This is a genomic window from Acerihabitans sp. TG2 (assembly GCF_035013185.1).
GTDB lineage: Bacteria > Pseudomonadota > Gammaproteobacteria > Enterobacterales > Enterobacteriaceae > Acerihabitans.
In genome coordinates this window covers 1-14,750 of the sequence record NZ_JAYGJO010000025.1, presented here as the reverse complement: position 1 = coordinate 14,750, position 14,750 = coordinate 1, and the positions used below count along the sequence as shown (strand labels likewise).

At 48.7% G+C, this 14,750-nt stretch carries 10 protein-coding genes and 1 tRNA gene; 2 read left to right on the top strand and 9 right to left on the bottom strand.

The genetic code is table 11. The annotated features are described in order from the left end of the window. Positions 1-115 precede the first annotated feature (115 nt). Positions 116-4,090 (bottom strand): trifunctional transcriptional regulator/proline dehydrogenase/L-glutamate gamma-semialdehyde dehydrogenase, encoded by a 3,975-nt coding sequence (gene putA / locus SJI19_RS18850; RefSeq protein ID WP_323479807.1) that lies wholly within the window; start codon positions 4,088-4,090, stop codon positions 116-118. A gap of 803 nt (positions 4,091-4,893) precedes the next feature. Here putA and phoH point away from each other — a divergent pair. Then, the gene (phoH, locus tag SJI19_RS18845) at positions 4,894-5,685 is read left to right on the top strand and encodes a phosphate starvation-inducible protein PhoH (RefSeq protein WP_323479806.1); all 792 of its coding nucleotides are present in this window, start codon (positions 4,894-4,896) and stop codon (positions 5,683-5,685) included. A 129-nt stretch (positions 5,686-5,814) separates the two neighbouring features. Here phoH and SJI19_RS18840 read toward each other — a convergent pair. The 5 genes from SJI19_RS18840 to SJI19_RS18820 all read right to left on the bottom strand — a co-directional run bounded on the left by SJI19_RS18840 (position 5,815) and on the right by SJI19_RS18820 (position 10,930). After that, a tRNA-Ser gene (locus SJI19_RS18840) sits at positions 5,815-5,904 on the bottom strand. A gap of 310 nt (positions 5,905-6,214) precedes the next feature. Beyond that, positions 6,215-7,165, bottom strand: coding sequence for an ATP-grasp fold amidoligase family protein (locus SJI19_RS18835; protein ID WP_323479805.1), 951 nt, complete (start codon positions 7,163-7,165; stop codon positions 6,215-6,217). After that, the gene (locus tag SJI19_RS18830; RefSeq protein ID WP_323479804.1) at positions 7,134-8,456 is read right to left on the bottom strand and encodes a flippase; all 1,323 of its coding nucleotides are present in this window, start codon (positions 8,454-8,456) and stop codon (positions 7,134-7,136) included. Before SJI19_RS18830 ends, SJI19_RS18835 begins: the two co-directional genes overlap by 32 nt. 340 nt (positions 8,457-8,796) lie before the next feature. Further along, positions 8,797-9,606 (bottom strand): winged helix-turn-helix domain-containing protein, encoded by an 810-nt coding sequence (locus SJI19_RS18825; protein ID WP_323479803.1) that lies wholly within the window; start codon positions 9,604-9,606, stop codon positions 8,797-8,799. 1,126 nt (positions 9,607-10,732) lie between these two features. Then, entirely contained in the window at positions 10,733-10,930 is a 198-nt protein-coding gene (locus SJI19_RS18820) for a hypothetical protein (RefSeq protein ID WP_323479802.1), read from the bottom strand. 521 nt (positions 10,931-11,451) lie between these two features. Here SJI19_RS18820 and SJI19_RS18815 point away from each other — a divergent pair. Beyond that, entirely contained in the window at positions 11,452-12,033 is a 582-nt protein-coding gene (locus SJI19_RS18815) for a molecular chaperone (protein WP_323479801.1), read from the top strand. A 4-nt stretch (positions 12,034-12,037) separates the two neighbouring features. Here SJI19_RS18815 and SJI19_RS18810 read toward each other — a convergent pair whose 3' ends face one another. The 3 genes from SJI19_RS18810 to mdtH all read right to left on the bottom strand — a co-directional run bounded on the left by SJI19_RS18810 (position 12,038) and on the right by mdtH (position 14,722). Then, positions 12,038-12,616 carry a lipoprotein gene (locus tag SJI19_RS18810; RefSeq protein ID WP_416347569.1) on the bottom strand — a complete coding sequence of 193 codons (579 nt, stop codon included), beginning with the start codon at positions 12,614-12,616 and terminating at the stop codon, positions 12,038-12,040. Between the two features lie 95 nt (positions 12,617-12,711). After that, positions 12,712-13,359, bottom strand: a complete 648-nt coding sequence (grxB, locus tag SJI19_RS18805; protein ID WP_323479871.1) for a glutaredoxin 2 — start codon at positions 13,357-13,359, stop codon at positions 12,712-12,714. Between the two features lie 157 nt (positions 13,360-13,516). Further along, positions 13,517-14,722 (bottom strand): multidrug efflux MFS transporter MdtH, encoded by a 1,206-nt coding sequence (mdtH, locus tag SJI19_RS18800; RefSeq protein WP_323479800.1) that lies wholly within the window; start codon positions 14,720-14,722, stop codon positions 13,517-13,519. Between the last annotated feature and the right edge of the window lie 28 nt (positions 14,723-14,750).

The window sequence follows — 14,750 nt, the reverse complement described above, 5'->3', positions numbered from 1 at the left end:
GCCATTGAACGCTATCAACCTGTTAGTGCAATGGCGGGACATTGACAATTCCTGTTACATTATTATCAACAGGGCATTGCCAACGGCATATTATCGCTATTACCTCCACTCTATATTATCCCAAGGTCATTAAACTGGCATTGCCACCGGCGGCGGCAGTATTAATACTTACCGCGCGTTCAATGAGCAACGACTCTAGCAAAATAGCCGTATCACCACGGGTATAACCCTGTACCTGAACCAGTGGGCCGGGGCGGCGCGCCAGTTGACTGCATAACGACAGCAACCGATCCGCATCGCCATGGAACAGAACCGCGTCAATCGGGCGGTCGGCGGCCAGCCAGTCGGTATTTATTGCGATCTGTTGCTGTACCGCAGGCGGTAAGGTTGGAAGCAGGGCGCGAGTGACGGGTGTATCGGTCCAGAGCACGGTTGATCCCTGGCTGGTCGCCGCCGCCAACTGATTGAGCAGATCATGTTCCTCGTCAGCCAGGCATAACACCCGTTCCTTGGGCAGCAGTCGGTAGGTATTTTGCTCGCCGGTGGGGCCGATGAGCGGGCGAACCGTGCCGGCTTCCGACAGGGCCCCAAAACGTTGCCAGAGCGCGAGTTGCTCCGCGGGGCGTCGGGTTTGCGCCCAGGCGATCAGCGCCTGATGCGCCGGCGGTAGCGGACGCGGCGCACCGGCAGTTTCTCGTCCGGCATCCAGTGCGCGCAGTGCTGCCAACTGCTGGTCGCAACGGCGTCGGGAAAGCAGACGATAGAGGTAAAGCGGCCCGCCGGCTTTTGGCCCGGTACCAGACAAGCCTTCGCCGCCAAACGGCTGCACCCCTACCACGGCACCAACGATATTGCGATTGATATAACAATTGCCGACCTTGGCGTGGGCGATCACCTGATTGATGGTTTCGTCGATACGGGTATGTAGCCCCAGGGTCAAGCCGTAGCCGCTGGCATTGATGTGGGTCAGCAGCGCCGGTAAATCGCGACCTTGATAGCGCACCACGTGTAATACCGGACCAAATACCTCCTGCGTTAACTGCGCGACGTCATCCAATTCAATCAGCGTCGGGGGGATAAACGTGCCAAATGCGCTAAGGGCCTGCGCAGTGGCCTGCGCCGTCGTCGGTTGCCATACCCGGTGTCCGGCCAGCCCCATGGCGGCGATATGCGCGGTGATCGACAACGCGGCGTCGGCGTCAATCACCGGGCCGATATCAGTAGACAGATATTGTGGATCGCCCAATTGGTATTGCTCCATGGCACCGCGCAGCATGTGTAACGTGTGGTCGGCCACATCGTCCTGCAGACATAATAGACGCAGGGCGGAGCAGCGCTGTCCGGCGCTGTCGAACGCCGAGGCAATGACGTCGTTCACCACCTGTTCGGTTAAGGCTGAAGAGTCGACAATCATGGCATTCAAGCCACCGGTTTCGGCGATCAGCGGCACCGGGCGTCCATCGGGATCCAAGCGGGTGGACAAAGAAGCCTGTAATAACCGCGCCACGGCGGTTGAACCGGTAAACATCACACCGCGTACCCGTGCGTCTGCCACCAACGTGGCGCCCACGGTTTCACCTGCGCCGGGCAGCAGATGCAGCACACCGGCAGGGACTCCGGCAGCCAGCAGCAACCTGACCGCTTGGGCCGCCACCAACGGCGTCTGTTCCGCCGGTTTGGCCAGCACGGCATTGCCGGCGGCCAGTGCGGCGGCCACCTGGCCGGTAAAGATCGCCAGCGGGAAATTCCACGGACTGATGCAGACCACCGGACCCAGCGCACGGCAGTCCTCTTGCTCAAAATACTGAATTTGACCGGCGTAATAGCGTAAAAAATCCGCTGCTTCGCGTCCTTCCGCGATCGCATTGGTCAGGCTTTTACCCGCTTCTCTGATTAACAGGCTTATCAGCAGCGGCATCTGCTGTTCAAACAGCTCCGCCGCACGGCACAAAATAGTCGCCCGCTGCAAGGGTGGTGTTGCCGACCACAGCTCACCATTGGCCGCTGCGCTCGCCAGCGCGTGTTGCACGTCGGTGGTGTCGGCATCCCGGCAAACGCCGACCCTGTCCCGGGAATCTGCCGGGTTGAGGATCTGGTGTGTCCCGTCTTGGGGGGGGGCGTCATGCGACGGGTCATCGGAGATCGGCCCAGCATGGAAACTTTGGGCACCATGGTTAAGCAATGCCGTGGACAGCGAGGCAAGGCGCTGCTCATTGGCCAAATCGATGCCGGCCGGATTAAGGCGCGATGAGCCATAAAGCTGGCGCGGCAGCGGTATTTTGGGGTGTGGCCGGCCCAGTTGTCCTTCTTGTTCCCCCAGAGCCAAGGCCTGTGCCACCGGATCGGTGATTAACGTCTCAAGGGATAAGTTAGCGTCGGCGATGCGGTTAACAAACGAGGTGTTGGCGCCGTTTTCCAACAGTCGCCGCACCAGGTAGGCCAACAGGGTTTGATGGCTGCCCACCGGGGCGTAGATTCGGCAAGGTCGGTTGAGTTTTCCCGCCGAGGTAGCCCCCACCACCTGATGGTACAAGGGTTCGCCCATGCCATGCAGACATTGGAATTCGTACTGTCCAGGATAATAATTCTCACCAGCGAAGTAATAAATCGCTGCCAAGGTCTGGGCGTTGTGCGTGGCAAATTGCGGATAGATCAGATGCGGCACCGCCAGCAGTTTGCGCGCACACGCCAGGTAAGCGACGTCGGTATAGACTTTACGGGTATATACCGGATAACCCTCCAGCCCATCCACCTGTGCGCGTTTGATCTCGCTATCCCAATACGCGCCTTTCACCAGCCGGATCATCAGGCGGTGGCGGCTTCGTTGCGCCAAATCGACCAACTCGTCAATCACCCATGGACAGCGCTTTTGGTACGCCTGGATAACAAAACCAATACCGTTCCAGCCCGCCAGGTCCGGCTCAAAACACAGTTTAGTCAGCAGGTCGAGGGACAGTTCCAGCCGATCCGCTTCCTCCGCGTCGATATTCAGGCCGATATCGTAGTGACGCGCCAGTTGTGTCAATGCCAGCAGACGCGGATAAAGTTCGTCCATCACCCGGCCATACTGTGCGCGGCAATAGCGCGGATGCAGCGCGGACAGTTTGATGGAGATGCCCGGACCTTCATAAATGCCCCGGCCGTTGGACGCCTTGCCGATGGCATGAATGGCTTGTTGGTAGGAGACGAAGTAGGCTTGGGCGTCCTGTTCCGTCAGCGCAGCTTCGCCCAGCATATCGTAAGAGTAGCGAAAGCCCTGCTGTTCAAGTCGGTGGGCGTTGGCTAATGCCTGGCCCATATTCTCGCCGGTGACGAACTGCTCGCCCATCAGGCGCATGGCCATATCCACCCCCCTGCGGATCAGCGGCTCTCCGCGTTTGCCAATGATACGGTTGAGGGAGTGCGACAGATTGGTTTGGTTATGGGTGGACACCAGGCGGCCGGTGAATAACAGGCCCCAGGTGGCGGCGTTGACGAACACCGACCGACTACGCCCCAAGTGGCGCTGCCAGTCGCCCTGGCTGATCTTGTCGCGGATCAGAATGTCACGGGTCGGTTTGTCCGGTACGCGCAGTAGCGCCTCTGCCAGACACATTAACGCGACCCCCTCTTGGGAGGAGAGTGAGAACTCCTGCAAAAAACCTTGCACCATGCCGGCGCGACCACCTTGTATTTTCTGTTGTCGCAGACCTTGCGCCAGACGCAACGCCAAGGCGTTGATGGGCTGATCAAGGGAAGGGGACGGGCGGGCCTGGGTGACCAATAACGGAATAATATCGCTTTCCGGTCGCCGCCATGCCGCGGTGGTGGCCGCGCGCAGTACCGACTGTGGCAAAATCTGCCAGGCAAGATCCAGAAAAGGTTGTGGTGGGTCCGCCGGCGACGAAAGTCGTGTCTGGACCTCGTCGGTATCGTCGACCGGCAACGACTCCACTGTAGCGCTCGCCGCGTCATTCTCCAGCGTGTCGAGATAAAGGAAAATAGCGTGTTTAATTAACCAGTGTGGCGTGCGATCGAGCCGGCTGGCGGCCAGTTTAATGCGTTCTCGGGCGGCATCGTCAAGCTTGACGCCCATGGTTGTCGTCGCCATGTTGCTATCCTGGCCAGCAGAAGATGACTCACTATCGCCAATGTTGCAACTTTGTGCAACCCCATTAACATTCCTTTATCTTATGGTTGCCTTTCCCGTGTGGGTGAATTAAGAGTGTAAGAAAGTGTAATCGATACCGCCGCGAGGGTTATTGCCTCATGCCGTTGGATAAATCAATTATTTGCGCGGGTATCGACGACCTATTATTTCTTTTATCACTACCTCCGATGGGCAAAAGGGGTCGATATCTCGGGGTTAATACCGATTATTTATTGTTCAATCGAAAAAAAAGGTTGCATATAACCCACAAAATGTTGCAATGTCATTATACTAAAAGCATCAAGTGTGGATTAAAAAAACGCGGGTTCTTAAGGCAGCGACGTTTTAAAAAATCTGTTTTAAAACGGCTGACCTGATAAGAGAAGGTAACCTCAACGCGGGGAATGCTAATGATAATGTCCTTTTATGGGCTGATCACACCACCTGTTTTATTATTCACCGCACCACCGATTCACGGCGGTTGCCATACCGACACTTGTTATTCCAGCAGCACTTTTATCACCCCCCTCAATATTACACTTAATCGATGCATGCCATCGCAGCACTCACTATTTTCTGATGATACCCCCGGTGTCAATCCCGGTCCGTCTTCTGGGGATTGGCAGCGTTGCCGCCTTGCGGCAACGCAACGTATGTAAAGTACATTATTGGCTTTAAAGGGAGCCACAACCTCATCTGAATGTGAAGCGTAGTCACAAGGCCCACGCCCTGTGAATGGTGAAACAAACTGTAAGGTGCCACTTATGGGAAGACAAAAAGTTGTGATCAAGGCTCGTCGTGAAGCAAAACGTGTTATCCGGCGTGAGTCACGCAACCACAAAATGCGGGAAGAGGACTCGGTCACATCTCTTGTTCATATGAGCGGGATTGAATCGATTGGCATGGCGCGCGACAGTCGCGATACTACGTTAATTGAGGCACGTAATGAAGTACAAGACGCTTACTTACACGCTATCGATACCAAGCAGCTGATATTTGCTACCGGAGAGGCGGGGTGCGGGAAAACCTTTCTTAGCGCTGCAAAAGCAGCCGAGGCCTTAATCCACAAAGAGGTTGAGCGTATTATCGTTACCCGTCCGGTATTACAGGCTGACGAGGATCTGGGTTTTTTGCCGGGGGATATAGCTGAAAAATTCGCCCCTTATTTTCGACCGGTTTATGATATTTTACTGCGCCGGTTCGGGTCGTCTTTTATGCAATATTGCCTACGTCCGGAAATCGGTAAAGTTGAAATCGCGCCGTTTGCCTATATGCGGGGTCGCACATTTGAAAATGCGGTGGTTATTTTAGATGAGGCGCAGAATGTGACGGTCAATCAGATGAAAATGTTTTTAACCCGACTGGGCGAAAATGTGACGGTTATCGTCAATGGTGATATTACGCAGTGTGATTTACCCAGAGGCGTGAAATCCGGCCTGCAGGATGCGCTGGAGCGTTTTTCACAAGATGATGACATGGTCGGCGTAATACGTTTTGGTCAACAGGATTGCGTACGTTCGGCGTTGTGCCAGCGCACGCTAAATGCCTATCGCTAAACCTATCGCGTAACATACCGTCAATTTTTGACACTCAAAAAAAAGCCCGGATAATTATCCGGGCTTTTTTTACATCACGTCTTCTTGACCCCGCCCAACCAAAGGTAGCGACGAGTATCAGCTAAATTATGGCGGTGAGAGAGGGGTTCGAACCCTCGATACGATTTCTCGTATACACACTTTCCAGGCGTGCTCCTTCAGCCTCTCGGACACCTCACCACGCTGTTAACCACGAGGGCTAACGGGGCGGTACTATAGGGATTAGCCGGATTCCGGTCAAGTATAATTTTTCACGCAAGTACCGTTTGCTCAGGCTTTGAGCACTCTGGCCTGTTAACGCTGATCCGCGGGGCAGGGTAGGGTAAGAAGGCGGCATAGTAGTGACGTCGTCGAAAAAACAGGAAATAACGGCACCCAGAAAAAACGTCACAGGGTATCGCCATTTCCCGTATAAAACCACGTGACTCAGGCGCACTTAAAAGGCGCCTAAGTAAATGCATTTATTCTTCTAATAAACCGTGATGTAGGATTACTCGGCAAACAAGCTGCCCCATTGGTGTTGCGTACCCTCTGGATACATTCTGCACAACCCTGCGCCAGGTGTGAAGGTTAATTCACCAAAATACACGCTACCGTCCGCTTCATAGAAATCCACCCGTACATAGTTAAAATCCGAGGCTAACCTCGTAGCCAGAGCAACCATTTCTGTCAGGTTCTTCGGCTTGTCCATCGGCGTAGTGCTGTTGGGCAATCCCATCCTGATATCGGTTTTATTCCACTGGGTATCAAACACGTCGCGCCGATGCACACCAAAACGGTCATAGTCGACCTGGATAAAGATATTCATCTCACCCTGCTGATTAAAACAATGGAATTTAATGTCGTTAGGCACATGGCCGTCTTGTTGCAATAACTCTTCCACCATAATGCACGGGGTGATCGCTTTATAATGTCTTTCTCTGTTTATTTTATAAAAATTTTTTTCCGTCCAATACCGGGTCAGGGTACTCAGTTGGGAAAAAGTGGTTTGTGATTTATCAGGTACCACTAAATTAAAACCCGAGCCATGATTCGCTTTTATGACAAACGCGTCAGGTAAGGATTCATAGATCGCCGGAGTCAATTCGCTACAGCAGGCATGCAGTTTAATCAGATACTTTTCACCTATAGCCCCGGCGATATAGTTCCGCACCTTAAATTTATCGGCCAGGTTAGTATAAATGGGTTTTGGTCGAAAGTTGCGGATGACGATTTTTTCACTAAACGTAGTGGGTTTACTAAAATTTGGCCAGTGTTTAAAAATGCGGGCATATCTTAATTGATGGTATAACATATCCGGAAGAAACTTATAAGCTTGCCGGGTGAGAATATGTAATATGGGGTTATACCTCAATTTTTTAAAAACCACCGTATACTGCAATTGATGAAATAACATATCAGGAAGTAATTTAGCGGCTTGTCTGGCGATAAGATTTAACATAATTTTGCACCTCAATTATAAATTTTGGAATGCTTTTGTAGGCACTGAATAATTGCTGAGTGACTAACCCTTTTTTAAATATTGCATTAAGTACAAGTAGAGACATCAGTTCAGAAAACAACGTAGATAGTGCCGCCCCTTTTATGCCAAATAGAGGAATAAAGTGATAATTAAGGCCAACATTAAGTAAGGCAATAACCGGCATTTTAAATGCGACAAAACGGTAGCCGGAATACATGAGGATAATCCGGTATGAGATGGTGCCTAGCACAGCGCACAGGGCGGTCAGTGTACATATCAACATGATTGATGCTGAGGCTGCATAGGCCTCACCGTAGACTATTTTTATGATATCTTGACTAAAAAAACCTATTGCAATGATGACTGGTGCACTGAGTGTCAAGGTAATCATATAAAGCAGACGGATACGGTCATTGGCCCGGCTATTATCTCTTTCGGCCGCAATTAATGACATGAAAGAGGTTATTATCGCCATGGGCACCAATACCCAACCTTGTGCAATCGCCATGGCTGCGCTATACAATCCTACCGCATGGTAACCCACAAACTTCGCCAGCATAATTTGGTCTATCCGGGTATAAATCACTATCGCCAGACTTGATAACGTCAGGGGAAAACCGACTTTTAATAAATACAAATTGTAAAAATTGCGGTACTTTGTTTTTAACGGTCCTCTGTGGCTGGTTTTTTTTGCCATTGAGCTATGTTGGTATATCCACCCGCGGACCACAAAAGGAATAAAACTTCTGCCCACTAACGAAACTGCGAACCAGAACAGACCCATATGCATATAAACCAATGATAGGTTAACAGCAACAAATATAACCAATGCGCTATTGTTAATGATCAGATTCATTTTCGATGCTAATGTCGCGTCATAGTACAATTTGTAGATATCGCATAAGGTAAAAAATGTACCCAATAAAAGCACTGCCAAAATGGCTAACTGTGGGCGCGGTAAAAAATAGTGGGCCCAAATCAGTAAACCTGTACTGAAAATAATAAATAGAATAAATTTTAATCGAAGCGACGCCGCCATTAAACTCATGCCACTAAACGGTTTTTTTGCAATGCGATTAAATAAAACATTGTCACTTCCCATTTGTATAAAGGGGAGTATTAACGCAATGATTGAAATCAAATAGCTTAGTGTGCCGAAATTTTCTGGCCCCAAGTAACGTGCAACATACATTGCAGAGATGATGCCCGCAGCAGCTAAGCAACATTTTTCCAGTATAATCCAACACGAATTAAATATAATCGCCCTCATGCTTCCCCTGATGTCATTGAATGGAATTGCGCAATAACTTTGCTGTCTGCAGTATTAATGGGTACTAAACCGCAGGGGCGACCATAAGACATACGTCCGGAATATAACTTGCCGAATGATTAAAAAAATATACTTCGTTCATCTCGCACACAAATAAAAAAAAGTAAAATTTATTCAAAATAATAAAAGTAATATAAATTTTTATATAAAATGTAACGGTATTTTTAACAATTTCATCTCAATGTGGGTTATTGAAAGATTTATACAATAAAAAAAGAGCAAGAATGGATATTCTTGCTCTTTTTAACGTTGGATATATGCAGAAAACGCGTGGTGATAACTATTTGTTTTTTAATGTAAGACAATCAAAAGCCACATCGTCGAATTTAACTATCATGTTATTGCAGGTCAACTCCGCATTAGTTTCATTGCTGTGCCCTGATGGACAGGTAACACTGAATGCCGAAGTTTGATTAAATTCCACCCGCGCCTGGTTGCGGTTATCAAACGTTTGCTTAACAGCGGGAAAGCTGTACATACTGAACACCACTAGCATAATCAATAGGGAAGTATACAATATCACTTTTGTTTTTTTCCTCTGAAATTTATGAAAAAAATAAACTATTGAATTTATTAACCTATGTATTCCACTCATCGGTGGTGTCGTGGCAGCTTTAGATATCCTGGAATGTGAAGGTAAAATCCAGATCGGTTGGGTATGAATGTCTTCCTCAGGGACAGTGTTTTTTTTAGTTTCAGTGATGTCATCCTTCACTATTGCCTCTTTCGGTGCGGTATTCACGGAAGATTCTGTCTCGTTTGTTCCGGTATGATGATTATCATTAAATACAATATTAACCATTTGATTTTCTTCTATTATATAACCGATGCGCGGTATGGTTTTTATGATTTCATGTTTTTCATCACCGATCTTTTGGCGTATGGATTTTATTGTTTGGTTAATGGTTGAATCGGAACAGTATGTTCCTTTCCATATCTGGTCAATTAAATCAGCCCTGCTAACCGCTTCTGGTGAGCGCTGAACCAGGACGCTGAGTATCTGGTACTCTTTCCAACGAAGACGATTATGTGTGCTGGGTGCAATTTTCACATCAAGATGATTGATAGTAATGGGTTGTGTAAGTTTCATTTCCAAATACCTCAAGCTTATTTTTTATTATCATTTTCTACTTGCACGTTACACTGCAACCTAAAATTTACAAGACTTGTAACGCACAAGTCAGTAATATTTTATTTTTTTTATTATAAAATCAGCACCATAATTTTTTCATATCACCTCCTAATAACGCATATGAAATGCGGGGATCCTCCCATGTTAAACGGAAGTATTTAGTGTAATCGATTTACATCGATGCAAACGGTTGCATTGATGTTTCGCTGTTTAAGTCCATATTGGTTGGTCTGTGGTGTTAAGTCCATAACCATTGCGTTGCAAAATTTGGCACTGCATAATATAGCTAAACATGTATTGATTTAGCCAGTACGTAACGTGCCCTACAGCTAAATCGCTGTATATAAGTATCCGACTAGGAACTGTTTTTTTTGAATATAAAGTCACATTATTTTTTATTTAATGCTCCATTTTTTCATTTACCACTTATCTGTTCTGGCCTATTACCACGGCGAATACATGAGAACTCTCCTGGCTATTCTATCAGTGGGCCAAAATAGCGGATCATCGGTCCTGACGTCATAAAAAAGTTGTTATTCAAGATGAAAATTTTTCAAAAAATAATTTATCATATTGAATTTAATTGATTTTTTATATCACCTAATGGATCATGTAAAGTCAATTGGCCAAGTAGGGTTTACGTGTTCAACGACAACTAACCAAGCCGTATGAGGACAAATAATCCTTTTTATTAATGTAGTCTGTAACTTCAGCTTTAGCACGCAATCGATTCGGTAAACCCGGTTATGGTATCTGACGATAGCCTTTAATGTTATGCAGAAATAAATGCTATCGGCTACATCCTCAATTAGGATGATTTGCTGTTAACTCAATAAACCAGCAGGCTATTTGGTGATGTTCATCACGCAATTAGCACAAGCCATATTCACTGAGACCAAAAATGGAACAGGCCTGCCGAGTCCAGATGTTGTGAGCAGGTAGTTCATACTGTGCCCTCTTGCTTCGGTGATATGATTTCACCACTATTTTGCATGGTCTCCTGAATGATATTAGATGTCAAACGCTCTTATACAAACTTCTTTTTGATCTTCAAGTACGTTCAGGCACATCATCATCAATGTATTCATATCGCCAAAGCGCGAGTGACACTTATAGACGCCATCAATGTATTCATATCGCCAAAGTGCGAGTGACACTTATAAAATCCATCTATGGTGTTAAAAAATCCATGTTGTCGGCAAAACCCGCAAACTTGTGGGCCTGCCATAGCTTGCATCGAAATGGCGGTGATCGGATTGTCGCTAGAACGTGATTGTTTCATTGGAACCTCCTCGATTCATATTACGAGAAAATTCTACCTATGAGTACCCATTTTTATGGGAGGTTTATCATACCTTATGTGAAATATCATAAACAAGAGTAAAATCGTTCGTCATTCTGGATGACGCTAATTCTTAATTTCATGAAAAAATTAGGTTTATGTGAAATCACACGATTTTTGTTAGATTTTATCTTTATGCGGGCATTGATTTTATTTTATAAAATTTTATATATTTTACTTGGCAGTAACCGCCCATTTAACGCTTAACATTTTTGAGGCTGCCTTCGGATGTAAACGAGGAAATTACCCTATTTGGCATTGACAGGTTTTTGCAGAGGAATAGCACTTGGAGTGGAATGTTTATCGGTTTTTTTTCTGAGTGAATTCTTAAAAATCCCCCGTTAACTTTATGTTGGCTATAGCCCATTATGAATAATCTTGTTTTTTCAGGTACCATTAAATGGCATTTGATGTTAAACAAGCGACTTTTGTCGTACTGAACAAATGAAACGGACACTAAGATGAATGATTTTTCCATGGTCTGTCGTGTATTAGGCACGTTATTTTACCGCCATCCGCAGGATGCCACGTTGGCACCGTTGCTGGCGTTAATTGCCGAGGGTAAGCTGATGGTCCATTGGCCTCTGGAACAGGACGATTTATTGCAGCGGTTACAGAAAAGCTGTGATCTGCCGGCGCTGGCCGCTGACTATACGCGACTGTTTATTAATAATGCAGCGGATGGCGGCCCTGATGCGGCCGTGTCCCCGTTGCGTAGCGACTGGGTTGCACAAGGGGCGCCCGAGGTCATACCCTTTTTACAGCAGTTAGCCATGCCCCGTGGCGACGGCCCAGCGGACCATTTCGGCGCATTGCTGCTGGCGGGATCCTGGCTTGAAGATCATGCACAGCTTGATGAAACAGCGGCGCAACGCCAGCTGTTTGATAGCTATTTACTGCCCTGGAGCCAGGGTTTCCTCGGCAAAGTCGAGGCCTGCGCTAACGGTGATTTTTACCGCACGCTAGCGATCGTCTCACGGGAAGCACTGCAGGCTCTGCGCGAAGAGCTGGACGAGACGCCGGACGATGTGCCGCAATCATAATTCCCTAATAACCTAAGTCAATCACCAGCTTGCCTGGTTTAACCTCAAGTCCCTGAGCCAGTTTTTTGGCCAGGGCTTCGTTCTTACTGCGTCCGGCATCCAGGGTATAGGCCGGCGTATTGTCAAAGTAAGACTTGAGCGAACGATCCAGATAAGGTTTTAACGCGCTAAACGTGGTCTCTACGTTAGCCGGTTGCACCTGGTAATCCAGCAATTGCATATCCTTGAGATAAATCGCGCCCTGCGTTTTGTCGAAAACCGGCTGGGCTTGTAGCGTCAGTTTTGCATTGGCCTGCTGTGATCCCCATAAGGTGTCAATATTCACCTTGGCATCGCCGGTCAACCGTACTTTATTCGGTTCGGCACGGCCAATTTCACTGGCCAGTCCAGTGACGACAATCTGGGCATTAGCCAGTCCTGGAACGCCAATGTCCTTCTTGAAATTATTATGTTTCGCCAGATAACCGTTCACATCCTGCTCACTTATCTGGTATTGCGTCAGCTTGCTACAGCCACTTAACAGGCCGCTGGCCAACGTGCAGCCGAACATTATGGCCAATACCGCAACAGTCCGCTTGTTCATTGTGTCCCCGATGGTGGTGTAATGATGAGTAGTGAATGCTGGTATTGGCCATCGCGCAGGTTGCGGCCCGCAGGGTGGTAACACCAGGCGGGTGATTATTGAGCCATACGGGTCAACAGGTTAACCTGGGTCAGTTGCGCCAGATTATCGCGATAATCCGCTACCCGGGTTGGCCAGTCCAGTCCGGCGACGAGGGTTAAGGTACGCAGGCGCGAAAATAAATGAATATCATCATCCGACAGTTCGCCATTGCAAGCGTGGGTCTGCTCGATTAACGGCTCCAGTTCTCGAAATTGCTGGTTAACCTGGTTGATTAACGTCGGACTATGAGCAAGATGCTGTTCAAAGCTTCCGTTAACCGTCTGTTTTTTAATGGAAAAGTAGGCGCGCGCAGCTGGGGTCGCAAACTCCTCAAACGGGGCATTGGCATTGCGCGGCAATACCAGCGGATAGGCGCTGACATGATTCATCGCCAGCCATTCGGCAATCGCTGGATTATGGGTCCCGGTAAGTAGCGGCCGGCCATACTGCTGATCGATATAATGCACGATATCCATGCTTTCCGGCATATAACTGCCATCTTCCATCTGCAAAATAGGCACCATTTTCTGACCCACCATACTGATTGGCGTGGCCTCATTATTGTTAAGCAGTACCTCTAGGCCGACGGGAACATTTTTCAGACCAAATATGGATCTGGCCTTAACACAAAACGGGCAATGCTCATATATATAGAGTTTCATCATCACGATCTTCTCCTGGTAGACGCCAAAGGGCCTAGGCGTAAAGTCGGCTAGGAAATGCGCTCGCGATCGCCCGCACCCAAAAAGGGTGAGGGTCGTCATTGTCAAAGGATAACCAATATTGCCGGTCCTGTCGCCCCACGTGTTGCCCAGTCTATTAGCGTCCGCTAAGCATGGCCGGTTCAATCCGGCGCTGGTGAAATTGCCGATACAGGCCCAAGAGGGTCGCCAAACCGATAAAACCCAGCATAAACCAAGGCAGGCTGGGCAGGGCAAGCTGGTGGCCAACATCATACAACCAGCCGCCGCCGCTGTAACCGATGGCACCGCCCAACGCCAGACCCAGACGGCTAAAACCCAGGTAGCTGCCTCTGGCGCGGTTATCGGCCAACGAGGCACCCAGGGTTTCCCGTGCGGGTTCGGCAATGATCGACCCCACATAAAACAACCCAATCAAGCTAAACAGCATCTGCAGATCGTCGATCAAACCGATGGGGAACAGGCTCAATGTCATGATCAATAGCCCGCACATCAGTCTGAGTTCCAGACTAAAATGCCTTTCGCTCCAGCGGGCAATGGGATAGAGCAACGTCAGTGACAGCACCGCTTCAATCGCGTACATCCATTTCACCGCCGAGGGGTGGCCCGCCACTTCATTGACCTTGATCGGCAGCATCAACATCACCTGCACTGCCAGCATATAATAACCAGTCAGCGTCAGTACGTAAGTGACAAAACGACGATCCTTTAAGACCCGCAGCATCCCTTCCAACATCGGCGCGCGCACCGACGAAATACGATAAGCTGGTAACAGCCAGGCGTTAAAAATAGCCGCCAGAATAAACATTAGCGCGCCTGCCCAACACACCAGATGGAAATCGTATTTCAGCAGCCAACTGCCAATAAGCGCACCGATCACCGAGCAAGCGCTATCCTGCATCATCAATATCGAAAAAAAACGCCCACGCTGATTAGGCCGAATCAGCTTCACCACCAGCGCAGTTCGCGGTGGATCAAACAGCGTTCCACCAAGCCCCGACAGAATGCAAGAAAGCCAGAGTATCCAGGGCTGATCCGCCATAGCCATAATGGCGAAGCCCATCGCGCGCAACAACATTCCCGTAATAATCATGGGTTTTGCACCCAGCCGGTCAGCAATGGCGCCGCCAAAAATCCCCAACCCCTGTTGAACCAGTTGGCGCAAACCAAGGGCGATCCCCACCAATAACGCCGCCCAGCCTAACTGATCAACAAATCGGATGGAAATGAGCGGAAACACGACAAAAAAACCCAGAACAACTAACATATTATCCAACAGCAAAAAAGACTTACCTAAGCTCCTGGCTTGCGATACCGATGACATACATCTCCACGAATCAAATGATCTAATA